The organism is Pseudomonas sp. PI1 (assembly GCF_000812405.1).
In the GTDB taxonomy this organism is placed as follows: domain Bacteria; phylum Pseudomonadota; class Gammaproteobacteria; order Pseudomonadales; family Pseudomonadaceae; genus Pseudomonas; species Pseudomonas citronellolis.
Genome location: NZ_JWMC01000009.1, coordinates 62,323 through 86,078, shown reverse-complemented (window position 1 = coordinate 86,078; position 23,756 = coordinate 62,323). Strand labels below are relative to the sequence as shown.

Sequence of the window (23,756 nt, the reverse complement as noted above, 5' to 3'; positions counted from 1 at the left end):
CTCGAGTTTCGCATGCTAAATTCAGCCCTGAGTCAGCTTTTCCAGCATTGCCTTGTTCTTCTCGTGGAATCGTTGCCAGGCGTTGACGCCCGAGCGCGCTCGACGTGGCCTGCGGACCAGTCGCATGTCCTTGAAGTGGACATTCGGGAAGCTGTTCCTCACCAACGGCATGCGGACACGATAGGTTCCCGACTTCGCGACAATGATCCCGTCGCCTTGGTCGAGCGACGCAAAGTCTTCGGGTTGCAGGATGTCCTCCCGCGTCGCCTTGTATCCGGTACTTGAGCTGGCGCCTTCCGAGTCGTTTGTGTAGAGACCTGATTGCTCGGATGCGTAACTCTGTCCCGTGCTGCTGCCAGAGGACTCTTGGACGAACCTTTTGATCATCGTCCCCGCAAGCTTGACGGCGAACTCCCGCGTCTGGGCATCCCGGATGTCGCAGTACAGGTGTGTCCAGCAGTTGCCCAGCACCATCTCGACGAAGGCAGGGGAAATGTTCTGGAGGAAGCCAACGCCCTGGAAAGCAATGATGATGGGCACATTCGCCGATCGCGCCAGCTGGAACAGGGATACCTGGCTCTCGTCCATGAATGATGGGTACTCGTCGAAAATGGCCGGGCACATCATCAGCGGTTTGGCTTTCGAGAGCTGGATTTCGCCGATCGCTCGAGCAAGATCAGAGATGAACAATTTGCCGAATAGCTCCACACCGTCTTTGTCGGCAAGCGACGACATGGACAACACAACAACCTTGTTCTGGAGGATCGCCTCTTTGAGGTCGACATCCGGGCTGTAGGTATTGACGATGCTGGAGTATTCGGAGTGGGCGAACGCCGAAAGTTTTGACACAAGTCCTTGGAGCAACTGCTTGTACCCGCGCAGGTTCCACACCTGTTTTTCTTCGTCGAACCAGAAGCGAAGGTATGAGTGCAGCCACTCGACACCATCGCTGTGATAGATGGAGTCGGATACCCGTATGTTGCGGATAAAGCTCAGCAGCAGGTCGAAGTCGGACAGCACTGCAATGATGTCCTTGATGTGGAACACTGGCTCCCCGGGCTGCAGCTTCAGCGACAGCACCGCGGCAGTCAGGGAGTAGCGAGCAATGTCCGTCCAGAACTCCTCTTTGGAGTTGGCTTGGAGCTTCATTGCAGTGGAAATGGTTGCGCGGACCCCGCCCGAGAAGAACGGATTGTAGGTATGCGACATTTCCGGGAACTCGAAGTTGATGATCAGCAGCTCATCGAGCCGGCCGGCCGCTTCCATCATTCCGTAAATCGAGCCGGAGAAATCAGAGTCTGACTTCGCTTCGATTAACAGAAGGCCGGCCCCTTTTTTTATCTGTTGTTGGATGATTGCCAGAAGCAGTTCGGTCTTGCCGGTCCCGGTTGCAGCGAGCAGCGCTACATGGCGAGTCATGATGTCGTCGGACAGCATGAATGGGATCATTGATGGATAGGTGTCGATCAACTCCCGGCGGATATCGTCAGCGGTGGCGATGCCCTTCGTACTCGTGATCGCGTCAACGCGATCCTTCCACTCTGTCCAAGGAATGGCCTTGCCCAGAAAAGTGGAGCGGCGGAAGTCGCAATCCGGAATCGGGGCTTCGATGTAACCGGCGTCCCAGATATCCGTGGTAGACGCTTCAGCTTCTTTCCGATCAAGCAGCAGGGACCAGATAGCACAGCCTGCAGCGATGGCCACCGTCAAGGGGAGCGGCACAAATGGAATTGCTGCCCCTACCAACGGAAGGCTGATTGCGATATTTCGCTGTCGCTGAATTTCCGCATGCTCGGCGGCAAGCGCCTCAAGGCGCGCTGATTTGATCGACATCTGGATTTATCCGTTTAGGGAGAAGAGACCGGGCAACAGTCGGTTCGCGCAGGGAATATCCCGTCAGCAATCCGTCGAGTGCGCCAACCACCAGCAAGGTGGTCTTCGCACTGTTCAGGAGAGTCGAGATGAGGGTGGTGTTGATGAGGTCCTGCTGGCCCTCGCCGACCACCAAGACGACAACGTCGTAGACTCGCCCCCGGATGAGCTTCGGCGTCATGACAGCGCCCTGGAACACATCGAGGCGCTCTGCCAGGCTGAGCAAGTAATGGTTACCAGCTCGGTCTACAGCGTTCAGGCGCTCTGGATTGATTTCAGCGGCGGTGAACACGGAAAAGGGTGGATGGTTTGTGCTGGCGACGGATTGCCTAACTACGAAAGGCAATCCTTTGAACAGCCCTTTTCCATGGAACTCAACCAGGTGCTCCTCGCCAGTGAACTCCCGAGCGATCGCTGCAGACAGCGGGCCCACCATGTCCTCACCTCGAGGCCCCTTGGCGGCTGGGACTACAACCCTAATATCGAGCAGCGGGTCTACCTGTAGCTGCTGGGCGAACTCCCTAACCACAACAGGTAAGGTCTCGATGAGCAGCTCGGATGGCACCGACAGCCAAGATATCGCTTGGGTTGGGTCGAAGGTTTCGTCGTTCGCTTTGAGCGTCCCGCTCCAGATACGCCGCGATGCTTCGCGTTGCGGTGATCTGGGTGGCAACCAAAAGCTCGCCTGGAAAACTCGCGCCGGCCCGCCTTGGGTGAGCTCCGCGAACGGTTGGCCAATGGAGTGAGCTGGTAGGTCCTTTGCTGCCCCAAGCAGGAAAACCCTGCTCGAATCTGGTACGGCGCGCAGGACGTTCACCATTTCCTCTATCCCAAGCGAGTCCGCCCCGGCAAGAATCAACACATCCGCGTTGATCGGTCTTTTGCCATGCTGTGAAGGCACCCCTGTCTTTGGATCAATGCCTATCAAGGCCGAGTACGTGACGACGACACTGTCGTCATCGAGCAGTCGGTTGACCTCGTCAGCCATCTCGTTTGTATAAGCGGAATAGATGGCGTCTGCGCCGAAGGCTTTCAGGAAGAGTTGAAGGCCCTTGATAACCAGCATTTGGTCTGAGAGGGTTTCGCACTGGATCAGCGCAAAACGTTCTCCCAAGAGCGAGCGGAGTCCTGCTGAGAACGTCTTCGCAGTCCCGTTTTCAAGGCCCAGTGGCTTCAAGAGCTTGGTGGCCATCTTTTCGGTGGGCACCAGGTCCTCGGCGTCTTTGCAGTCCAGTGCTGCCCATTTCCGCACGAGGCCGGCCAGTTTGTTTTCTGCTTCGTGCAGGCTCAGGAGTTGTAGCTGTCCGCCGCTGGCATGGACAACCTTGGCCATGGCGAGGTCGGTTACGGCCTGAGCAATGAGGGGCTTGATCTCATCTTTGGTGAGTCGAAGCATCTTCATGACCGACTCGATGAGCGGCCTCCCTTCAACGTAGCTGTGCCCGAGCCAAGCCTCCCGGCGGAGCACGCCGACCACCGCGCCTTTAACTGCAGAGACTGTGTTGTTGGTCACTCCAAACCTTTTCGCGAGGTTCAGCGCGGAAGTGAAGAGAATGTCCTCGAAATGGACGTAGAGCAGATAAGGGTCTTCTTTCAGAACCTCACTGAGGTTCGCGGCATAGCCTAAGCGACGTTGCAGGGTTGCCAGCTTCGCCGGCGGAATACCCTCGACGTCGATCTGTGCGAGTGCGAGTTGCTCACTTCGTTGATCAGCCCAAACCTGGCCTAAGACCTGGGCTTCTTGCGGGGAGATTCCAGCTTCCACGAGTCTATCTGGTGATTGGTCCAGAATTGGAATCAGACTTTCGCCGAAGTGCTGGACTGCCTTGCTCGTAACGCTGCGTGGGACGCCAGTGAGGACGCTGAGATATCCAACCAGTGACTCAACCTTCGCTGGTGGCATCGAGGTGAACTGGCTGACATCGAAATCAGCGCCGTCGATATCCGGTACGCGCTTGCCGTACAGGATGTAGTCCTCATAGAGGATTGCGTTGCCGAAATTGCCGGTACCGGTGAAGGAGGTGTTGTCTTCCCGCCGGAAGGTACAAACCGACCAAGGACCGGCGGGATCACGGAAAACAATATCGACTAGGGTACCGCGTTCGCGGGTGAGGGCTTCAGCCCCGTCAGGAATTCGATCAGTCATGCTCATCCGCTTGGGTGCGCGCGGCCGCTATTCACGTTCCGTACGCTCTTGTGGACGCCGTTGTAGCTACGGGCAATCTGGTTGGCGAGTTCGGCTCTCACGGCCGCAGCATCGTTCACCAAGGCCGGATACAGACGGGTCAGCCCAACGAAAATGTCGAAGTCCTCAAGCAGATCAACAGCCACCAGGACCTGGTCTGCGACGATCAGCGACTTATCGTATGCAGCAACCGGCTCCATGCCGTTGAACAGCCCTGTCGGGTCGACAAACAGGAATGGGCGGAGCTGGCGTAGTACCAGACTGCGCGCATGCTCAATTTTGGGTAGAACTTGACCTTCAGCCAGGCGGATCTCCTGGCTGCTCTTGCCGCCAAAGAGCATGCCGGATGCCTTGGCGAGGAAATGGGGGAGCGAAGTGTTTATGGTGGCCGGCCAAGTGCTGCCGTCGACCAGGAATGCCTTCGCTTCAGGAGTGTGGATGTATTTCATGTCTTGAAATCCTTGTTCAATCCAATAATGGAAAGGGAGTGCCCCTTTTTTGGGGGATATCAAAAAAAACCCCGCCGAAGGGCGGGGTTGTCTTGCGATGGAGCGATCAGTTGATCGCGTCCTTGAGCGCCTTGCCCGGCTTGAAGCCAGGAATCTTCGCAGCAGCAATCTGGACAGGATTCCCGGTTTGAGGATTGCGACCCTCGCGCGCAGCGCGCTCCTTTACCAAAAATGAGCCAAAGCCCACCAGCGTCACAGTGTCACCGGCCTTCAGCGCGGAAGTCACGGACTCGATCACCGCATCCAGTGCTTTCCCAGCGACAGCCTTGGTGATGTCCGCGGACTCGGCGATTTGGTTGATAAGTTCTTGTTTATTCACGCATTTCTCCATGTAAATCAGGGGGTGAAGTAAGCAGTATAACGGCGGCCTGGTGGCCTCCAAGTGAATCTGGTCTTCTGCAGCGATTGGATTCCATAGACGCGCCGCACAAAAAGAAAACGGCTCGGCAATGCCGAGCCTAAGGGGAAATCAGATCAAGCTTGCGCCCAGCGCGCCGGCCAAGAAGCCTGCTCCAATAAGGGGGAGCATTCCGGCAAGGGCCTTAGAGCCGGCTCTGTGGCACAGGAAACCGCCCACACTGGTGATTGGTACGATCAGGTAGGCAGCGATCATCTGCACTGACAGCATGCGTGTGCCCAAGGTGGCATCGCTCGTGGGGTGACTCCCGAGCATCGATGCCAACGCCAGCGCTCCGATGGCCAGGCAAAGCAAGGTAGCTAGGAAGGCTCGTTCGGTATAGCGGAATGGGCCGACTTCGATTTCTGCAGCGCTTTTGACGGTGGTTTGCATAGCGCGTTCCTCTTGACTCTCACGACAAGGGTAGCAGCCTCTTTCAGCGCTAAACAGCGGAAATCAACTCCTGAATTTGCCCCTCTGCCGCTGTTAGCAAACAGAGCACCTCATCGGAGCAACCATGCGCGCTCAGAGCTTCCATCGCTCTGGAGAAAGCTCTGGCATGCGCGGCACAGAGATCCACTTTGTCGAATGCCTCCTGGATAGCCGTGTCAGTAGCCACTGGCGCCATTGCTACCAGGCCGTTCTCATAGATACGGCTTTCCCAATGGCTCGGCTCGATGCCGGTTGAGCGAAAGTAAATGAAACCGAGCTGATCGCCCAGGGAATAGGCTGCCGCCCCGTAGTGCTCATCGAATGTGGAACGGCCAGTGCCCAACGCTTTGAATTCCATGAATGTCCTCCTGCTGGTGTGGACGGTGACCATAACGGTGCAGTCCTGTGGTTCAAGACTGCGTAGCCGGGGATTTAGCGGAGGCATTTGAGTTGAAGAGGGGAGAGGCCTCGTTAAGCTCGGGCCATCCACCTCTTCACAAGGAATCGCCTATGTCCACCTTACTCACTCAGCAGCAACTGCTTTCCGCGCCGGAGTCGGATTACATGTCCGACCAGCAACTGGCTTTCTTCAAGGAACTTCTTCTCAATCGAAAACTGCACCTACAGGGCCTGCTCGCTCAACGAGCAGAGGCGTTCCGCGATGACTCCGAGGCGCGTCTCCCGGATGCGGCGGATACTGCCTCCGCGGAAGAGCAGCGCGCGATGGAAATGCGGATGCTGAAGCGGGACCAGGCAGAGTTGTTGGACGTGGAGGCTGCACTGAAAAGGATCGAAGAAGGAGATTATGGCTACTGCGCTGAGTTTGGGCAGCCGATTGGGCTCAAGCGCCTTTTGGTCGCGCCGACTGCAAGCCTTTGCATCGATGCTCAAGAGATTCAGGAACGTCGTGCGCAGCGCCAGCGTGTAGCATGACCTCCAGCGAGGGGGCATGCCCCCTCGACTCTCCTTTCGATCTTCCTACTTCCTCACTCCTCAGGTTCTATGATCAGTCAAAATGCAGGCTGAACATCTCTTACCTAGGAGCTGCATCATGGAAGTCGGTCCCCGCATGTACTTTCTCGTTTCAGGGTTGCTTTACCCGGCAGCGCTGGGAGCCGCTCTTGTCTGGACGGTTAGTGCCTTGCATGCCAGGGTATTTCTCGAGAGCGCGTCCCCAAACGGCTGGTCTCTGTGTATGGCTGCCTGGTTCATTGGCTACCACTGCCTGCAATTCAGCAGGCTGATGGTCAGGCACTATGATCTTGGGAAGGGCTACACCAGGCGCGCCTTCGTCTCTGACCTGGTGGACTGCTTGACGCTGCTACTGGGTTTCGCTGGTCTTCGCTTCTTAAACGAGCCGATCCCTTCGGAGCAGGTCTGGGTTGTCTATTTGGCACTGCTTGGAGTTCCCCTCTCTGCTGTTATTGCCCATCCACTTCGCATGATGAAGGGGCCCAGGGGGCTATTGGTCCTTGGCATGCTATTGGTATGCCTTCTTGGAATCGACTACTTCAAACTGGGTTTCCTCTTGCCATTGTTCAAGCCAGAGGTAACCCACTGGGTATTGCTGGTCGCGATGTTTTCCATGCTTTGGGCCTTCTACCACCGCGTATACCGCTTCGAACCTTGACAGCAGGGGTGCCGACCATGCGAGGGCTATCGATCGTACTGGGATTGAGTTTGCTGGTCGGCTGTACTCATGAGCCGCTTTCAGAAGGGTTACCGGTTCAGAATCACCATTGGGGCGATGAGCCGAAGATTCAGTTTCTTGGCGTAGGTGGCTGGCTCATACATTGGCGTGGGGAGGGGCTATTGCTGGCGCCTTCGTACACCAACCCGGCCAGCCTCGGCATTCCTGGGATACCCCCGGCCCGAGTGGTAGCCGACAACGAGAAGGTCGACAGACACATGCCGCCTGCAGCAGACGTGACGATGCTTCTGGTGGGTCATGCGCACTACGATCATCTTCTCGATGTGCCGCGGGTCGTAGATAAGCACTCTCCGAAAGCGGTCGTATACGGGTCTGAAACGGTTAAGCACATTCTTCATGCAGCAAAGAACAGCTCAGGACAGCGGATCTTTGGCGCTGGCGCGGTGGTGGTGCCAAGTCAGCAGCAGATAACCGACCATCGTGATCCCTCCCGACCTGGTACATGGTTTTACTCCGACGGGAAGGTCATCACTGATGGGGACGTAAACGGAGCAAATTCCGTGGGTTCGATCCGTGTGATGCCTATTAGAAGCATGCATGCCGGGCACCTCTTCGGCCATAACTTCATCCCAGGTGAGTACGACTGGGAACTCGACGATTTGCCGACTGGTCTGCTGGACTGGAGACTTGGTGAAGTAACTCTGGCCTGGATGATTGACCTCCTCGGGGAGGATGGTCGGCCGGTTTACCGCATTCACTATCAAGACAGCGCCGCTGAACCTCCATGGGGCTTTCCACCCATAATCTCTGACTCAAAGCGCGTCGACGTCGAGATCCTTTGCGGGGGAGGGTGGAATCAAGTCAGTTACTACCCCACAGGGCTCCTCAGGGTGACCAAACCGCGTCTTGTGCTGTTGGGGCACTGGGAAAACTTCTTTGGCAACGACCTTGGTGAACCTGCTCGAACCATTCCGTTGCTCGGCTACAAAGGGCTCCTCGAACAGCTGAAACCCTACAATGTGGTGGTGCCTGAGCCCTTCTCTGACATCCTGCTCCCCCCGCCGATGGAGTGATTCTGCCCCAGCGGAGGCCTTCAGTTTCATGCGGACTCCTGCAGAGCAGACAGCAAGGGACAAAGCCCCATCGTAGGCCGTGTAAGCAAGGGCACTTTGCACGAAATGTGGGATTTCGCCCTGGTGCCGGCCCTATTTTCCGCCTTCCGCAAGGCGTTGCATCAATGCGCGTGCTTCGCTGTACCCATAAGCCCGCAGGAACCCGTCATAAGTATCAGGAAATGACATGACGCGCCCGGCGTAATACTCCAAGGGCACAGCAATGTCGGCTTCGTGCAGGTAGTCCTGATCAAGGAAGTGCTCGAGCACCAGCATGTGATCGAAGAAGGCCTCAAAGCAGTCACGAATGAACTCCTGCTGCTTGCTGAACCCCATCCCCTTCTCATGCACGACAAGGGCTGGTTTGAGGTCCCTCCAGTGAACGACGTAGGTCTGGCCTTCATGGGTGAAGGTCCGGCCTGACCAGTCCATCATTCGCATCGCAGAGCGGGCGAGTGGATCTGTGAAAATCTCCTTCATCATGTCCCGTGCAGCGGCAAGCTGCTTCTGACGGTGTTCCTTTCGCTTCTCTTGGATCGCATTTCGGGCTGACCTCAAGCCGCTCCAGATACCCCAAATCGCCAGGGCCATGGTGATCAGGGTGCTGATGACTGATACCCAGTCCTTGAGTGTGGTTGGTGAGAATGGGTCGCCCTGGGTAGGGTTCTCTGCCGCCATTGCAGCGGTAGTCATCAGCATCCAAGCCGTAGAGATCAACCAGGCAGCGCTGTGCCTCTTCCTTGTGGCTGTCATCTGGAGGTCCTCTGAGGGATGGTTAACCTCAAAGTAGCTTGATCCGTTTCTACCCGCACGTGACCACTCGGGGAATTCGCCTTTGAATTTGCCCGGCGGTCGTTAGACTGCCTGTTCCCCAAACAGCCGCGACACGAGAGGTAGCTTTTGACCGGCAAGCTTTCCAGTGATCAGTTGCAGCGGATCTACAAACTGCTGACGGAGAAGCGCCCCCGGCTTGATGATCGGATGAGATTAACTCCGGCCGAGCGTGCACTGTTGGAGTGTGGCGGTATTTCGAGATCCGACTTCGATGATTTGATTATCGCGACTGAGTACCGCGGGTTTGCTGCGGCCGGCCGATACGCAGAGGCACTGGCTGCCTACTTCAGAATCCCTAAAGTCAGCTTGTGCCGGAAGCCCAGGCGCCTCGACGACGATGTGTTGTGGTTGGATGGCTATGCCGTTGCCGATGCCGTTGCTCTGCTGATCTTCATGGAACGCCTGGGCTTCGCTGTCTCACCTGGTCAGCTGGTGCAGGCGATAAAGGGCAACCTGGCAGGCAAGCCCATGCTGACGGAGTCGGAGTACCTCATCCTCACCTATGAGGTTTCCCGCGGCTGTACCACGACAGTCCTCCGGTCAGATGTGGAGCGCCAGCCGGCATTTCCAACGACCAAGCGCCACCGGGATGAGTTAGGAAACCGCTTCACATTGGTGCTCCAAGGGGAGGATGTGTTGTCGCTGGAAGTAGCCGGGCCCCGATATCGTGACGTCAACTCGGCACTAAAAACCTGTGCCTACTGCGGTACGACCTACCTGCCCAGCAGTCGTAATGATCGTGAGGCACATCGTCAGGTTCATAGAGAAACACAGCGGTTACTGGACCCGGGCCCGAACAAGCGGTTTGCGGCCAGGCTCAAGTGTGGCGCTGGCGCCGAGCGGGTAGACGCATCGGTGCCCATGTGGATGCATCAGGAGGTATTGAAGCGCGCCCAGCGTTTCCGCTCGGACTTTGCCTACGACTTTGTCCAGTGGCCCGGAACGATGTCGACTAAAGCAACGGCTGACTGGCACGGCTACCTGATTCCAGCTGGTGCTGACGGCACGATCGCAGGCGCTTGTGCATTCCTTTACGAGACGGAAACGAAACCATCAGGCAGCCCCTGGACTTTATCCTGGATCTGGCTGGCGCCTAAATACAGGCGCGGCGGGCTGTTGCGAGAACGGTGGGGGAGATTTCTTGAGGCCTATGGAGACTTCAGGATCGAGAGTCCGCTGTCTCCTGAAATGGAGGCCTTTGTACGAATTCACGGCACGGACTGGCAGAAGAGCTGCTTGTCGAATCATGGCGAGTGAGCAGAGTGCTCACCGCCTCTAGGAGTTTTTGTGATCAAGACCAATACATCTGCCCCCCAGCTGGACAAGCCGATGATCTTCCCTGCGGAGGACTATGCTCGTGCGTGGGTCGGGTGTCTGGCCGGATTCCTTCCAGGCCTGAAAGATCGAAGTCGTGAAGTGTTCCTGAGGCTGTCAGGGTGGCATCACTGGAACGCAATGGTCGAGGCCTGCAACCCAGAACAGAACTGCGTGTTCATGACTGAGGATTTGAGTCCGGAACTTCGGCTTTCGACTCTTGCAGAACATCGCTCAATCCTGATCCACGAGTTCGGTGTGAAGCCGGCGACCGCCAATTTCTTCCTATGGGCAAATCCCCTGGGCTCATTTGAACTCGTGCCGCTTCGCGCGGCCGTCAAAGAGGCCCTTTATCAGGAGGGTGAGTCGCCTTCCTCGAGGTTGGACAAAATCCTCATCGCTCTGGATCAAGAAAATCGAGCGCTTGTTCCTGGTACTGAAGAAAACTACCGCCGAGGCTGCCACTTCACCAATGAGCGGGTGTACATGGCGATGTTCCAGCATCTCGGCTGGAACCTGGAGCTCAGCGACGGGCGTGACTACGACGTACCATTTGGACTACCTGTCGCACGGTTGGGCTATTTCAGCGACTCCGAACTCGGCTCGGTCCCTGTGTTCATGACTGGCTTGGCGCCTGACCCTGAGCTGAACCCTGATCAGACCAGCTATGCGATTTATGAATGGATCACTTCACCGCAGGGAGCGAAGGCACAAACCGCAGTGGTCTTTTTCAGGGAGCCACAGCTTCGAGTGCTCGATGACGTCGAAACCTCGATCTTCGGCAGCTTCCTTGAAGGGCAGAGCGCATGGCATCTCACCTTGTCGTCTAACTCCAAATCGTTGGGGAGTGTGGTGGTCGACATTGTCTCGGGCCAGACTCTTCCTGTGCCCGAGCAGCGCGACAATGGCTTCGAGTTGGCCATGCGATTTGCCCGTGCAATGGAGCGCTACTGCGACTTTCCTGAATTGCACCTTCCCAACATTGACCGGCCAGTGGTCCTCGCCGGCGGCAGTGGGTGGGGAGTAGTGAAGCTGCCCCAGGCCTGAGGCTCTGCAGAACGAGTGTCTCCCATCAGGTCAGAATGGGAGACATGCACCATAAACGTCACATGACAGCTGGTGCTAAGGGGAAGCTCTGCTCGACCTGCAACCATTCGCCTTTCGGCTGAAATGCCTCAAAGATGGTGCAGAGGGTGTCCATTGGCGGTTGAATGAACCCCGGCCATTCTCGGTGCGGATCGAAGACTGCGATTTCAAACTCGGGGTGTCGAAACGCCACAGCCCAGTGCCATCGTTCCCTTTCTCCGGGACGTATGTCGCGCAATTTGACTATCGCCAGGCCGTGAAGATCGGCCCATCCCCGCCACCGGCGAGTCACTGTCAGAAGTCCTGCCGTGGCCACCGCCATCCTCATCTCGCCCGAACTCGTAGAGAAGGGCGGTCGGCCATGCCTCCTTTTGCCAAGCCCCTGGCTTACGAAATGCTCCCGAGCTCGTTGATATGTCCAGCCGGTAACCATCGCTAAACACGCTACCCCGCAACCATAACGGTCGGTTTGCACGCTCTTCTGTACACCGCATCGGGCTTGCCAGTCGTCTTCAGTCGCTGCCGGCGGATGATGTATGTCTAGGTGATCCATGGATTCAGTCCTCATCCAGTTCAGGACTGATCGTACTGTGAAAGGGCGCTGGCCCAGGCTGGTTTCGCGGTCCGCTTTCCAGCCTCTCCTTCACCAAGGTGGGAAGGATTATCAATAGGTTACGTTGCAAACCCTACCTGGGGCGCAGGGGGCCGCAGCCATGAAGCTCTACCTTGCCTCTAGCTCGCTGTAGAAGCTCTCTGACCTGGTCTTCCGTCGCTGAGCGGTCATCGTCTAGCCACCAGCCATCTTCATCCCTTGTAATCCAAACATCCCCGGCCGACCAGGTCACAGGCCCCCAGTAATCAGAAAGCCTGCACCACACGAAGTCTGCATGCAGTTCGGAAAGTGGATCATCCATAGGTGCCTCGCTGGAAATGCACTGGAGTTGGGTTAGTATCGCAGTGGAGCGCTGGCCAGCGCTCGCACGCCCACCTTGGGCGAAGGCCGGATTAGGCCATGGCTTCAATACTTCTCTTCCTCCAAGCATTGCCCTAGGCAATGTGTCTAGTGGGCGTGGCACAAGATTGCCGCCAAGGAGCATGCTTTGACCATTTCTAACCGTTTCCCCTCCGGCGCATCCCTCGACCAGGTGAAGAAGGATGCCAAAAAGCTGGCCAAGTCAGAGGGGCTCAGTCTCCATGAGGCTCTGGACCAAGCTGCCGCCGCGCATGGCGCTCAGGTCCCCTGGCATCGCATCCAGGAGTTCCTCGCCTGCGATGATGACGAGACTTTGCTGGCCAGGTTTGCTCTCCCGCTGTACGCCGGCGGCGTATTCACTGTATCTCTTACTGAGACACGCCCCATGATTTCGGTAACGGGGCGAACTCGAGCAGGAAAGTCCACCTCAGCATTGCTAATTGCTGATCGTTACCTGTCTTCCTGCCGCGGCCGGGTGCACCTGGTAAGCCTTCTTCACCACCAACCGACATCAGTTGTCGGAGAGGTCTCTGAGTGCGGCTGGCAGGATGTCTGGGATCGAATTTCGCTGAAGTATCCTGGACGTTGCGCTCTTGTCGTTTGCCCAGAACGTATGGCTCAAACACACATGGTGGGGCCTCTTGATTTGAGCCCTACGAAACCTGAAAGGGGAGACCTGGTTGTGCTCGATGAGCGCTACCACTGCGCTAAAGGGCAAAGTCTGGTCGACGTGGCAGAGATTGCTCGCATGTGGCGTGTTGGCCTGATCCTATGCAAACAGCCGGGGCCGTGGGAGCACGAGACCATTCCCGATGAACCAGTTGGCGATCCATTTTCCCTGCACATCAAATGCAGCCGCGAACTGCGTTCGGATGATTGCAGACTCCAGCTGGAAGAAATGGTGAATGGACGTCGGGGCGAATGCCTGATCGTGCCAGGCGCTCCCTACGGATCTTCGAAACGGAAGTTCAGGTTCCAACGAAGTGCGCTGGGAGCCCTCAAGAGCCATTTCGCTCGAGAGTGAGGGCGTTAATACGCAAACCCGACATCCACCCTCGCTTGGTTGTCGGGTTTGTTCTGGAGGCTGCCGCCCACACTGGTCAGCTCCGCGTTGAGCTGGCCCGCTTGGGCAAACAAATCGGCCCTTATGACCAGATGATCGCCGGGCACGCCAACTCTCAGGGGCTGATCGTTGTCACCAACAACCGCCGAGAGTTCGACCGCGTACCCGGCTTGAGGATTGGATCGTCCCAATCGCGTAACAGAGGAACACACGATGGCTACTGACTACACACCGCTTTCTCCTCAAAGCCTAGCGACCCTCCCCGGCGTCCAGGAGGTCGACGTTGTTGGAGGTATCTTGGTGGTGCTCTTCACTGATGACTCTTCTATGGCTGTCACCAGTGCAGCACTAGCCGAAGATCTTGGGCTGGAAAAATGGAGCGCACTTTCCGGCGAGGATCAGGTTTTTTCTCTGTCCACTACCGAGATGCTTGACCTCATCACGCGGACTGCTTCAGCAGCATCCTCAAACTGTAAAAGGAACCCACGACGGAACCCGCCGCTATGAATACCGAGCAGCCCACGAACATGCCCGCGCCGAGCACATGCGTCGGGTGCGCATTGGTGGTCTCGGCATCAAGCACGAGAGGTGCTGTGGCCAGCCATTGCACCGCGACATGAGAGGCCTTGGCCACCTTGCTTTGCATCCGGCCCTTCAGTGCAAGTATGGCCGCCGCCCGGACTTGCTTGGGGGAGGGGGCAGCAGCCTTGCGCTCCCGCATTGGGAGGCAGTCCGCGATTCGGTACACACCGAAGGTCCCACCATAACCGTTCTTGTAATGCGCCACCGGCGTCGCATCAGGTTTCGGCTTCATCCGGAACTCGTCCCGAAGCCGACCTTTGGAAAAGGACCTGTCGGCCGCTATTGCTTCAGCTCTGAGTACCTGGGGTCATGCCGAGATAAGGGGAAAATTCATTCATTTGGTCTGTAACTCATTGTTAATTATGTTCTTTCTCTGAGGCCTGGCTTTCGGTTTTAAAATCATTCGCCGACGAAAAAACCTCAGCTAGTCCCCCGTCCCGGACCAAGCTGCGGGCTGCTAGGTTGCTCGAGCAACTTCAACTGCGTGGTGACTTCGATCAGGCGCTCCTTAAGGCTCTGCGCTTGCAGTATCTGCTCCGTCGATGCATCGCGAAGGCTGTTTGCTTCAACCTGCAGCGCCTCGAGTCGCTGCTCCAAGATCGCGTTCGTGCGTTCGGCGTTGGCCAGCGCCTGGTTAGTCTGCGCCAGGAGCTTCTCTTGCGAATGCCGCTCTCGTTGCTCCTGCCGGATTTCGGTGAGCAGGCGTGCATTATCACGATTCAGCTGTGTCAACTCGTCCTGCTTGATCATCAGGGTCTGTTGTAACTGCCGCAGCTCCATTTGCAGTTGTTGAACCTGGGCCTCGTGCCGACGCTGCTCTTGTTCACGCTGTTCCTTGCTGGCTTGGCGATAGTGCTCCAGCGCATCGCGAGCGTGCTGATGCTTCTCTTCCAGCGAGCGAATTTGCCCATCGCGATCCTGCACGCGGGTTTCCAGATCGCCGTTGGCCTGCCGCAGGCGAGCTTTCTCAACGTCGGCCTGCTGCCGTTGCTGCTGCTCCTGCTGGAGGCTTTGCTCTAAGGCCTGCAACTTCTCCGCGAGGGCCGTGCATTGCGCCTCGAATTGCTGGCTACGGCTTTCCGCGTGATGAATACGCTCATGGTAGTCCCGTCGCTCGCGGGCTAGCTGCTCCCGCTCCTCGGCTACCGCCGCTTGTGCCTCCTCAGCCAGTTGCTCCGCCATCTGCGCCACCAGATTGGTCAATTGGCCGCTCAGCGGAATTGCTGCCTCGCTACGCCCTCGCTCGGCCTCCTCCAGTTCTTTCAGGTAGCGGTGGATTGTGGTTCTGGAACCGGTATTGCCGAGTTCGACCCGTACGGCATCAATGCTGGCGTGTTCGCCGCGAGTCAGGATGGCTCGCCGTGCCTTTTGAACCAGTGCCTTGTTAATGCCGCCTCGAGCCATGAGCTACTCCTACGATTTCGTACCAACGTACATACCATGTATATACATACTAACTATAAGACCCATCGATCCTGAGAGAAGACAATTTTTCTGATAAAATAATCGAGGGTTATTCCATGATAAGACCAGATTTGGGCGAGGATGACCCGCTTCCCGGTACGAAACGAGCGTGAAGGGGCGATGAGCGACGTCGAGCGGTACCTACAGGCCGGTACCCGAGAGAACACCCGGCGCAGTTACCAGTCCGCCATTGAGCACTTTGAGGTGCACTGGGGCGGCTTTCTGCCGGCCACCAGCGACAGCATCGTCCGCTACCTGGTGGACTACGCCGACAGCCTCAGCTTCAACACGCTCAAGCAACGCTTAGCCGCTCTGGCCCAGTGGCATGTCAGCCAGGGATTTCCCGATCCGACCAAGACGCCCACGGTGCGCCAGGTCCTCAAAGGCGTCCGCACGTTGCACCCGACTCAGGTCAAGCAGGCGGCGCCGCTGCAATTGCTGCACCTGGAGCAGGCTATTCACTGGCTGGAACAGGAGGCTGCGCGCACCTACCAAGCTGGTGAGTTGGCCGGCCATCTACGCTGTCGGCGCGATGTCGCGCTACTCCTGATTGGGTTCTGGCGTGGTTTTCGTAGCGATGAGCTATGCCGCCTGCAGGTCGAGCACATCCAGGCCGAAGCCGGTGCCGGCATGACGCTGTTCCTGCCTTGGAGCAAGGCAGACCGGAATAACCAGGGCACCACACACTACGCACCGGCGTTGAAACGCCTCTGCCCCGTGCAGGCCTACTTGGAATGGATAAATGCGGCGGGGATTGTTCGAGGCGCCGTATTCCGCCGACTGGATCGTTGGGGCCACCTGAATGAGGAAGCCTTGAACCCAGGCAGCCTGATCAACTTGCTGCGCCAGACCCTGCAGCGGGCCGGTGTTCCGGCCGAGACGTACACCAGCCACTCGCTGCGGCGCGGTTTTGCCACCTGGGCCACGGCCAACGGTTGGGATATCAAGGCGCTGATGACCTATGTGGGCTGGAAGGACATCAAGTCAGCGATGCGCTACGTAGACCCGGCGATCTCCTTCGGTGGTCTCGCGGCGAGGGCCTCGCTTGACTCTTCTGCCAGCCCTTTGGCGAATCTGCCTACCCCCTCACTAACATCGACACTCTAGAGTGGCGACGGTGCAATGAGTATTCAGACCAGCCTCGAATGGACTGAGATGGCCTGGAGCCCGAGGGCTGCGGGAAAAACCGTGCTCGACCGCCTGATGGAGTACATGAACGCCGAGGAGGCCGCGCGCGTGCTCAAGTTCGCCATCGAGTGGGGTCGCTACGCCGAACTCTACGAGTACGCCTTTAGCACCCGCTGCCAGCCCCCGGTTCGCGAAAACGCGCAGCAGCACTGAGCGTTGTAGCAACTACAGCTTAAGCTTTCGGTAAGCTGGCAGTGCCATACTTTGTCCTGTTTCGAAGCCCTCCAAAGGGCTTGACGGAGCAGGGCTGTCGGCGTACCGTGCGCCGCGTTTCGTTTCCCCACACAGGAGTCCTGCCTTGGACAGTTGCCCTAGTCGATTGCGACAGGTCTGAACAGCGAGCACGTCCGGCAGTACACCCCTGCCACTGTCTCGCTGAACACAGCGGACAGTGGCGATCCGCATCCCGATCGGGATGACGCATCCCCATTCTCCTCCACGCTTTCTCCGCGACAGCCATAGCTCGCGGGCGAAGCCGTGCGACCTCTCGCAATCCATCGACCCTTGCCTGCGCCGTATCCGGCGCCCACGGCGGCCTTGTGCCGCGAACGAGGTGAATCATGGATTGGAAAATCTTCCTGCTGCGCGCCGCCGCAGCCCTCATTCTCGGCGCCCTGATCGGCGCCGAACGCCAACTGCGTCAGCGCCTCACCGGCCTGCGTACCAACGCGCTCGTCAGCACCGGCGCCTGCCTGTTCGTGCTGATGACCCAGAGCGTCCCCGGCCTGGCCTCCGATGCCTCGCGCATTGCCGCTTACGTGGTTTCCGGCATCGGTTTCCTCGGTGGCGGCGTGATCATGCGCGACGGCCTCAACGTGCGCGGACTGAACACCGCCGCCACCCTCTGGTGCACCGCCGCCATCGGCGTGCTGTGCAGCATGGGCCTGCTGCTTGAGGCGACCCTCGGCAGCCTAGTGGTGCTCTGCGCCAACATCCTGCTGCGCGACATCGCCCAGCGCCTCAACCACCAGGACGTGGTGCCGGCTAGCGAAGTGGTGCATCGCTATGGCGTGGAGATCGTCTGCCGTGCCGAGGACGAGATCCAGGTGCGCAGCCTGATGCTGCACAGCCTCGACGGTGCCGCCCTGCGCTTGCAGTCCCTGCACAGTGAGGACCAGGCCAACCCGAGCAAGCTGGAAGTCCGCGCCGAACTGCTCGGCAACCACACCGCCACCACCCAGCTGGAGCGCTTGGTCAGCCGCATCAGCCTCGAGAAGGGCGTCAGCTCAGTGCGCTGGCAAGTCCACGAACTGGCCTCCGACTGATGCGGCCTTTCCCACCCACCCGAACAGGAGATCCCGGAGCCCGGCCATGAACCCCGACCCCAGTCCCGATTCACCCAGACCCGGGCCGGACGGCGGCTAGCGAGATCCCTTCGCGCCGCCGTCCGGCCTGACCGGCGGCGGCGCAGTTCCTGCGCTCCGCAACCCCACAGGGAAGCCGCCTCGCTGCGGCCGCCCAGGAGTGCATCATGCTTTTCAAACACTTCAGCCGGCGCCTGCTGGCCCTCTTCGACCACGGCCTCAGCCGTCACTTCCGCCGCCAGGCGGTCCTGGAATTGCTGCGTAATGGCAGCACCCGAGGCAGCCTGCCACCGGACTTCGTGCGGGAGCTGGCGAGCGCGGCCGAACTCGAAGCCCCAGCTCTGTTGCGCCGCCTCGGAAGTGCGCTCGGCGGGCTCGACACTGCCCACGCCGAGGCCCGGCTCGCGCAGGTCGGCGCCAACGTCGTCGACCAGGAGAAACCGGTCTCGCCGTTGCTGCACCTCTGGTGGTGCTACCGCAACCCCTTTAACCTGCTGCTCAGCCTGCTGGCCCTGGTGTCCTGGCTGACCGACGACTTCAAGGCGGCGACCGTGATCGGCAGCATGGTGCTGATCTCCACGCTGCTGCGCTTCATCCAGGAGTCGCGCTCCAACCGCGCCGCCGAACGGCTCAAGGCGCTGGTGAGCAACACCGCCAGCGTGCTGCGTCCCGGTGCCGCCGGCGCCGATCGGCGCGGCGCCGTCGAGGTGCCCTTCCGCGACCTGGTGCCCGGCGACGTGGTGCTGCTCTCGGCGGGCGACATGATCCCCGCCGACCTGCGCGTGCTCGAAGCCAAGGACCTGTTCATCAGCCAGGTCGCGATCACCGGCGAATCGCTGCCGGTGGAGAAATTCCCGCACCCGCACCGCGGTGCCGCCGGTAGCCCCCTGGAGCGCGACAACCTCTGCTTCATGGGCACCAACGTCGTCAGCGGCAGCGCCCGCGCGCTGGTGGTCGGCACCGGCCAGCGGACCTACTTCGGCAACCTCGCCGAGCGCGTGCTGAGCAGCGACCGCGAACCCACGGCCTTCCAGCAAGGCGTCAACAAGGTCAGCTGGCTGCTGATCCGCTTCATGCTGGTGATGGCGCCGCTCGTGCTGCTGCTCAACGGCTTCACCAAGGGCGACTGGCTGGAAGCCTCGCTGTTTGCCCTGTCCATCGCCGTCGGCCTGACCCCGGAAATGCTCCCGATGATCGTCACCTCCACGCTCGCCAAGGGCGCCGTGGTGCTGTCGCGCAAGAAGGTCATCGTCAAACGCCTCGACGCCATCCAGAACTTCGGCGCCATGGACGTGCTCTGCACCGACAAGACAGGCACCCTGACGCAGGATCGCATCGTCCTCGAACGCCACACCGACGTGTTCGGCACCCCCTGCGAAGCGGTGCTCGACGACGCCTGGCTCAACAGCCACCACCAGACCGGGCTGAAGAACCTGCTCGACGTCGCCGTGCTCGAGCACGCCGGCGCCGAGCGCGAGGCGCACCTGGGCGAGGGCTTCGTCAAGGTCGACGAGATCCCCTTCGACTTCCAGCGCCGGCGCATGTCGGTGGTGGTCCACCAGCGGGGCGATGGCCATCGCCTGATCTGCAAGGGCGCGCTCGAGGAAGTGCTCGCGGCCTGCAGCCGGGTGCGCTTGGGTGAGTGTGAAATACCGCTGGACGCCGCACTGCTGGAGCGTATCCGCGAACACACCGCCAGCCTCAACGACGAAGGCCTGCGCGTAGTCGCCGTGGCGGTTAAGCAGCTGCCGGCCGACCGCGAGCAGTACCACGTTGCCGATGAAAGCGACCTGCTGCTGACCGGCTACATCGCCTTCCTCGACCCGCCCAAGGAAACCACCGCCGCCGCGCTGCGCGCACTGGCCTCCCAGGGCGTGGCAGTGAAGGTGCTGACCGGCGACAACGAACGCGTCACCCGCCGCGTCTGCCGTGAGGTCGGCCTGCCCATCGAAGGCATGCTGCTAGGCAGCGACATCGACGCGCTGAGCGACCGGCAACTGAGCGAACGCGCCGCCGAATGCAACCTCTTCGCCCGCCTCACCCCGGCGCACAAGGAGCGCATCGTCGTGCTGCTGCGCCAGCGCGGCCACGTGGTCGGCTTCATGGGCGACGGCATCAACGACGCCCCGGCGCTGCGCGCGGCCGACGTCGGCATCTCGGTGGATTCGGCGGTGGACATCGCCAAGGAAGCGGCCGACATCATCCTGCTGGAAAAGAGCCTGATGGTGCTGGAGGAAGGCGTGGTGGAAGGCCGCAAGACCTTCGCCAACATGCTCAAGTACATCAAGATGACCGCCAGCTCGAACTTCGGCAACGTGTTCAGCGTGCTGGTGGCCAGCGCCTTCCTGCCCTTCCTGCCGATGCTGCCGCTGCACCTGCTGGTGCAGAACCTGCTGTACGACCTGTCCCAGACCGCCATCCCCTTCGACAACGTCGACGCCGAGCAACTGGACCGGCCGCAGCGCTGGAAGGCCGACGACATCGGCCGCTTCATGCTGTTCTTCGGCCCGCTGAGCTCGATCTTCGACATCCTCACCTACGCGCTGATGTGGTACGTCTTCGCCGCCAACACGCCGGAACACCAGACCCTGTTCCAGTCCGGCTGGTTCGTCGAGGGCCTGCTCTCGCAAACGCTGGTGGTGCACCTGATTCGTACGCGCAAGCTGCCCTTCGTGCACAGCCGCGCGGCGTGGCCGTTGCTGGCGATGACCCTGGCGATAGTCGTGGTCGGCTTGCTGCTGCCGATGTCGTCGCTGGCCGGCTACTTCAAGCTGCAAGCACTGCCGTGGAGCTACTTCCCGTTCCTGCTGGCAATCCTGCTCGGCTATGCCAGCGTGGTGCAGGCCATGAAGGGGTGGTTTGCCCGCCGCTACGGCTGGCAATGAACAGCAAGCGCCGCCTCTCCGGCGGCGCTTCCTTTCCGGAAGACTGTTGCCTCGCTGTCGAACAGAGCGGGCCTTTGGGAACCCCCTGGAACGCGTGTACTTGACGCCTCTTTGACAGCGTAGCCCCGATAATTACTGACTGAGGCCCGGCGCCACCAACGGTGGACCTTTCACTGCATGGACACCCCTAGCGATGCATCAACCTGATTTCATGACCGACAACGAAGACCCGTGTTTCAGTTCCGAGGAGCGAAGCCGCGCGGCGAAACGCAGCACGATTGTAAGCATCCTGGTCAACCTGACACTCAGCCTAGTGCAGATTACGGTGGGGTTGTTTTCCCGCTCTCAAGGCCTGATCGCCGACGGCATCCACTCGCTCTCCGACCTGGTCGCCGACTTCATCGTGCTACTGGCCAGCCACCATAGCGGCAAAGCCGCGGACGAAAACCACCCCTACGGTCACCAGCGTTTCGAGAACGCCGCCTCGCTGGCACTCGGTGCCATTCTGCTGATGGTCGGGGTGGGTATGCTCTGGGCAGCGGTGCGCAAGCTTGAGTATCCCGATACTATTCCAACCGTGCACACTGCTGCGCTCTGGGTGGCAGGTGTCGCGCTTGTCTCCAAGGAGGTGCTGTTCCGCTATATGCTCGCGGTGGCCGAACGGGTCAAGTCCAGCATGCTGGTGGCCAATGCCTGGCACGCGCGCTCCGACGCCGCCTCGTCACTGGTGGTCGCCATTGGCATCATTGGTAACCTGGCCGGCTACCCCATACTCGACCCAATCGCCGCACTCATCGTTGGCTGCATGGTTGCGAAAATGGGCTGGGACTTTGCCTGGGACGCCCTGCATGACCTCACCGACCGAGGGGCAGACAAGGAAGAGGTAGATGCCATCGTCGAAACCCTGCGCAGCACGCCGGGGGTGGCCGGGGTACATGATGTTCGCACGCGGAAGATGGGTGACCTGATTGTGGTAGATGCGCACCTGGAGGTCGATGCACAGATGACCGTCGAGGCGAGCCACGCAATCGCTGTCGAGGCCCGCACGAGAGTCCTACAGCGTCACAGGGTGCTAAACCTTATGACCCACGTAGACCCCTGGCGTCCTTGTTAGGAAAAGAAATTGAAGAGTAAAGCACTTTCATAGACCGACTGCCCTGGGGCGGAAGCGCTTGCTTGGCCATTAACCCCATTGCAGATATCCGGCTACGAGAATAGTTTGCGCCTCAATAGTCGGCCGGAGAGCTTGCACGCGCATCGGCCTTAAGCGTGCGGGTAACCAGTACGCGGCCGTATAGCAAACCGGCCACGCCAGCGACTACCGATGCGAGCAACACCCCCAACTTGGCCGCGCTCAGTAGTTCCCCCTGCGCGAAGGCGAGGTTGGCGATGAAGATCGACATGGTGAAGCCAATGCCGGCCAAGCAGCCAATCAGTGCCATCCAGGACCAAGAAATGCCTAGCGGCAATCGGCACCAGCCCAACCGTACCATCAGCCAACTGCTGCAAAGCACGCCTACAGGTTTTCCCAGGATTAGGGCAGCAGCGACCCCAGACGTCACCGCCAAAGAAACACCACCGCTCAGGCTGACGCCATCGAGGCTTACGCCTGCATTAGCCAAAGCAAACAGCGGCATCACTAGATAGGCCACCCAGGTGTGCAACGCCATCTGAACCCGAAGCACCGGCGGAAGCAGTTCGCGTTGGGCCTGCCGGAGTTGCTTGACGGGCTCCAGCAGCTCCGCCCCTCGGCCATTGGTAGCCTGTTCTCGCGCAGCAAACTCATTGATGGCCTGCGTTGCGAGCTGCAACGGAGCCCCCAACCTTTTCATCGGGTGAACCGGCGTCATCAGGCCGAGTACCACACCTGCCAGGGTCGGATGCGCACCGGTCTTCAGAAGGCCTAACCAGAGCAACGCTCCTGGGAGCAGGTAAGCAAAGGCCGAACCTACGCCGATCCATTGCAGGCCGAGCACCAGCAGGATCCCTACACCTGCGAGCAGAAAGCCCATCGGGTCCAGGCCGCCGGAATAGAACAGCGCGATGATCAGGACTGCGACTATGTCATCGATGATCGCCAAGGCCAGCAGGAACACCCTCACCGAGTTCGGCACCGAGCGACCCAGTAAGGCCAGGACGCCGACGGCGAAGGCAATGTCAGTGGCGGTCGGTACCGCCCATCCCTGGCGCAGTCCCTCGGTATTGTTGAACGCGAGATACAACAACGCCGGCACCAGGACACCACCAAACGCGGCAACCATCGGCAAGGTAGCCAGCTTGAGGTTGGACAGTGCGCCCTCATGAATCTCCCGGCGAATTTCCATGCCCACCACCAAGAAAAACACGGTCATCAAGACGTCGTTGATCCAGAAGTGCAGCGAGTTCGAGATGACGAGATCGCCGACTCCAAACGTCAGCGGCAAATGCCAGAGCTGCGTATAGCTGCTGGCATAGGGGGAGTTGGCCCAGATTAGTGCCGCGGCCGCGGCAATCAGTAGGACGATGCCGCTGACGGCTTCGATGTGGAGGAATCTTTCGAGGGCGGAAAAGGCCTTATCGGCGATACGCTGCGCAGCCGGCAGCGCCTTGGAAGAAGGGGCTTGGTTCATGGTCGCTAATACTCAGCAGCTTGTGTGGCGGCCCGACCAACACATGAAACCTGTCTGTTTGCGCTGCGCAAACGACACCCTGCGGTTACTTTACACAGACGATTACGGCCGCGTCGATCCCAATTCGCGCGCCATCTCCGGTCCGCGAGAAGGCCGCCTCAACGAATTCGAGGCGTTCACCGGCCTGACTTTGGCAGACGCCTATTGACAAAGAGGCGGTGGCAAACAAAGGTAGTTAAAGGAGATGGCATTCCTCCCTATAACCGCCTTGTGCTGATGATGCCTACATGACCCAG

At 59.4% G+C, this 23,756-nt stretch carries 22 protein-coding genes, 1 pseudogene and 1 riboswitch; of the genes and pseudogenes, 13 read left to right on the top strand and 10 right to left on the bottom strand.

Features of this window, described 5'->3' with window-relative positions; genetic code table 11:
• Positions 1 to 21: 21 nt before the first annotated feature.
• The 6 genes from RN02_RS02825 to RN02_RS02800 form a co-directional block, all read right to left on the bottom strand.
• The gene (locus RN02_RS02825) at positions 22 to 1,833 is read right to left on the bottom strand and encodes a type IV secretory system conjugative DNA transfer family protein (protein WP_010792909.1); all 1,812 of its coding nucleotides are present in this window, start codon (positions 1,831 to 1,833) and stop codon (positions 22 to 24) included.
• A complete protein-coding gene (locus RN02_RS02820) occupies positions 1,808 to 4,018 on the bottom strand; it encodes a helix-hairpin-helix domain-containing protein (RefSeq protein ID WP_021018575.1) in 2,211 nt (736 codons plus the stop codon). Before RN02_RS02820 ends, RN02_RS02825 begins: the two co-directional genes overlap by 26 nt.
• 2 nt (positions 4,019 to 4,020) lie before the next feature.
• Positions 4,021 to 4,506: a hypothetical protein gene (locus tag RN02_RS02815; RefSeq protein WP_010792911.1), complete on the bottom strand. Its 486-nt coding sequence runs from the start codon at positions 4,504 to 4,506 to the stop codon at positions 4,021 to 4,023.
• A gap of 106 nt (positions 4,507 to 4,612) precedes the next feature.
• Positions 4,613 to 4,903 (bottom strand): HU family DNA-binding protein, encoded by a 291-nt coding sequence (locus RN02_RS02810; protein WP_255251287.1) that lies wholly within the window; start codon positions 4,901 to 4,903, stop codon positions 4,613 to 4,615.
• Between the two features lie 132 nt (positions 4,904 to 5,035).
• Entirely contained in the window at positions 5,036 to 5,356 is a 321-nt protein-coding gene (locus tag RN02_RS02805; protein WP_010792913.1) for a hypothetical protein, read from the bottom strand.
• Positions 5,357 to 5,405: 49 nt separating this feature from the next.
• The gene (locus tag RN02_RS02800; protein ID WP_010792914.1) at positions 5,406 to 5,753 is read right to left on the bottom strand and encodes a hypothetical protein; all 348 of its coding nucleotides are present in this window, start codon (positions 5,751 to 5,753) and stop codon (positions 5,406 to 5,408) included.
• Between the two features lie 152 nt (positions 5,754 to 5,905).
• Between RN02_RS02800 and RN02_RS02795 the strand changes: the two genes are divergently transcribed.
• The 3 genes from RN02_RS02795 (at position 5,906) to RN02_RS02785 (ending at position 8,119) form a co-directional block, all read left to right on the top strand.
• Entirely contained in the window at positions 5,906 to 6,328 is a 423-nt protein-coding gene (locus RN02_RS02795) for a TraR/DksA family transcriptional regulator (RefSeq protein ID WP_010792915.1), read from the top strand.
• Positions 6,329 to 6,446: 118 nt separating this feature from the next.
• Complete coding sequence (locus tag RN02_RS02790; protein WP_010792916.1) at positions 6,447 to 7,025, top strand: hypothetical protein; 579 nt, start codon at positions 6,447 to 6,449, stop codon at positions 7,023 to 7,025.
• Positions 7,026 to 7,042: 17 nt separating this feature from the next.
• Complete coding sequence (locus tag RN02_RS02785) at positions 7,043 to 8,119, top strand: hypothetical protein (RefSeq protein WP_010792917.1); 1,077 nt, start codon at positions 7,043 to 7,045, stop codon at positions 8,117 to 8,119.
• 132 nt (positions 8,120 to 8,251) lie between these two features.
• Here RN02_RS02785 and RN02_RS02780 read toward each other — a convergent pair whose 3' ends face one another.
• The gene (locus RN02_RS02780) at positions 8,252 to 8,851 is read right to left on the bottom strand and encodes a hypothetical protein (RefSeq protein ID WP_223271182.1); all 600 of its coding nucleotides are present in this window, start codon (positions 8,849 to 8,851) and stop codon (positions 8,252 to 8,254) included.
• Between the two features lie 207 nt (positions 8,852 to 9,058).
• On the opposite strand from RN02_RS02780, the gene RN02_RS02775 reads away from it, so the two are divergent.
• The 4 genes and pseudogenes from RN02_RS02775 to RN02_RS34160 form a co-directional block, all read left to right on the top strand.
• A complete protein-coding gene (locus RN02_RS02775; protein WP_010792919.1) occupies positions 9,059 to 10,249 on the top strand; it encodes a hypothetical protein in 1,191 nt (396 codons plus the stop codon).
• A gap of 30 nt (positions 10,250 to 10,279) precedes the next feature.
• Positions 10,280 to 11,353, top strand: a complete 1,074-nt coding sequence (locus RN02_RS02770) for a hypothetical protein (RefSeq protein WP_010792920.1) — start codon at positions 10,280 to 10,282, stop codon at positions 11,351 to 11,353.
• A gap of 1,139 nt (positions 11,354 to 12,492) precedes the next feature.
• A complete protein-coding gene (locus RN02_RS32000) occupies positions 12,493 to 13,389 on the top strand; it encodes a hypothetical protein (RefSeq protein WP_010792921.1) in 897 nt (298 codons plus the stop codon).
• A gap of 53 nt (positions 13,390 to 13,442) precedes the next feature.
• Positions 13,443 to 13,652 (top strand): annotated as a pseudogene (locus tag RN02_RS34160) (hypothetical protein); the annotation flags it as partial.
• Positions 13,653 to 13,867: 215 nt separating this feature from the next.
• Here the strand turns inward: RN02_RS34160 and RN02_RS02765 are convergent.
• Positions 13,868 to 14,242 carry a hypothetical protein gene (locus tag RN02_RS02765; protein WP_236695140.1) on the bottom strand — a complete coding sequence of 125 codons (375 nt, stop codon included), beginning with the start codon at positions 14,240 to 14,242 and terminating at the stop codon, positions 13,868 to 13,870.
• Positions 14,243 to 14,430: 188 nt separating this feature from the next.
• The gene (locus RN02_RS02760) at positions 14,431 to 15,414 is read right to left on the bottom strand and encodes a DNA-binding protein (protein ID WP_043313005.1); all 984 of its coding nucleotides are present in this window, start codon (positions 15,412 to 15,414) and stop codon (positions 14,431 to 14,433) included.
• Between the two features lie 180 nt (positions 15,415 to 15,594).
• On the opposite strand from RN02_RS02760, the gene RN02_RS02755 reads away from it, so the two are divergent.
• The 5 genes from RN02_RS02755 (at position 15,595) to RN02_RS02735 (ending at position 21,965) form a co-directional block, all read left to right on the top strand.
• The gene (locus RN02_RS02755) at positions 15,595 to 16,581 is read left to right on the top strand and encodes a site-specific integrase (protein ID WP_052267636.1); all 987 of its coding nucleotides are present in this window, start codon (positions 15,595 to 15,597) and stop codon (positions 16,579 to 16,581) included.
• Positions 16,582 to 16,596: 15 nt separating this feature from the next.
• The gene (locus RN02_RS02750; protein ID WP_043313003.1) at positions 16,597 to 16,815 is read left to right on the top strand and encodes an AAA-associated domain-containing protein; all 219 of its coding nucleotides are present in this window, start codon (positions 16,597 to 16,599) and stop codon (positions 16,813 to 16,815) included.
• A gap of 407 nt (positions 16,816 to 17,222) precedes the next feature.
• The gene (locus RN02_RS02745) at positions 17,223 to 17,927 is read left to right on the top strand and encodes an MgtC/SapB family protein (protein WP_043313002.1); all 705 of its coding nucleotides are present in this window, start codon (positions 17,223 to 17,225) and stop codon (positions 17,925 to 17,927) included.
• A gap of 206 nt (positions 17,928 to 18,133) precedes the next feature.
• Positions 18,134 to 20,851 carry a magnesium-translocating P-type ATPase gene (mgtA, locus tag RN02_RS02740; protein WP_052267635.1) on the top strand — a complete coding sequence of 906 codons (2,718 nt, stop codon included), beginning with the start codon at positions 18,134 to 18,136 and terminating at the stop codon, positions 20,849 to 20,851.
• Positions 20,852 to 21,062: 211 nt separating this feature from the next.
• Entirely contained in the window at positions 21,063 to 21,965 is a 903-nt protein-coding gene (locus RN02_RS02735) for a cation diffusion facilitator family transporter (protein WP_236695139.1), read from the top strand.
• 112 nt (positions 21,966 to 22,077) lie between these two features.
• On the opposite strand, the gene nhaA is transcribed toward RN02_RS02735, so the two are convergent.
• A complete protein-coding gene (gene nhaA, locus RN02_RS02730; RefSeq protein WP_177331040.1) occupies positions 22,078 to 23,460 on the bottom strand; it encodes a Na+/H+ antiporter NhaA in 1,383 nt (460 codons plus the stop codon).
• Between nhaA and RN02_RS33070 the strand changes: the two genes are divergently transcribed.
• Positions 23,459 to 23,668, top strand: coding sequence for a hypothetical protein (locus RN02_RS33070; RefSeq protein ID WP_152623718.1), 210 nt, complete (start codon positions 23,459 to 23,461; stop codon positions 23,666 to 23,668). The genes nhaA and RN02_RS33070 overlap by 2 nt on opposite strands.
• A 23-nt stretch (positions 23,669 to 23,691) precedes the next feature.
• Positions 23,692 to 23,753, top strand: a riboswitch (Fluoride riboswitch).
• Positions 23,754 to 23,756: the final 3 nt, after the last annotated feature.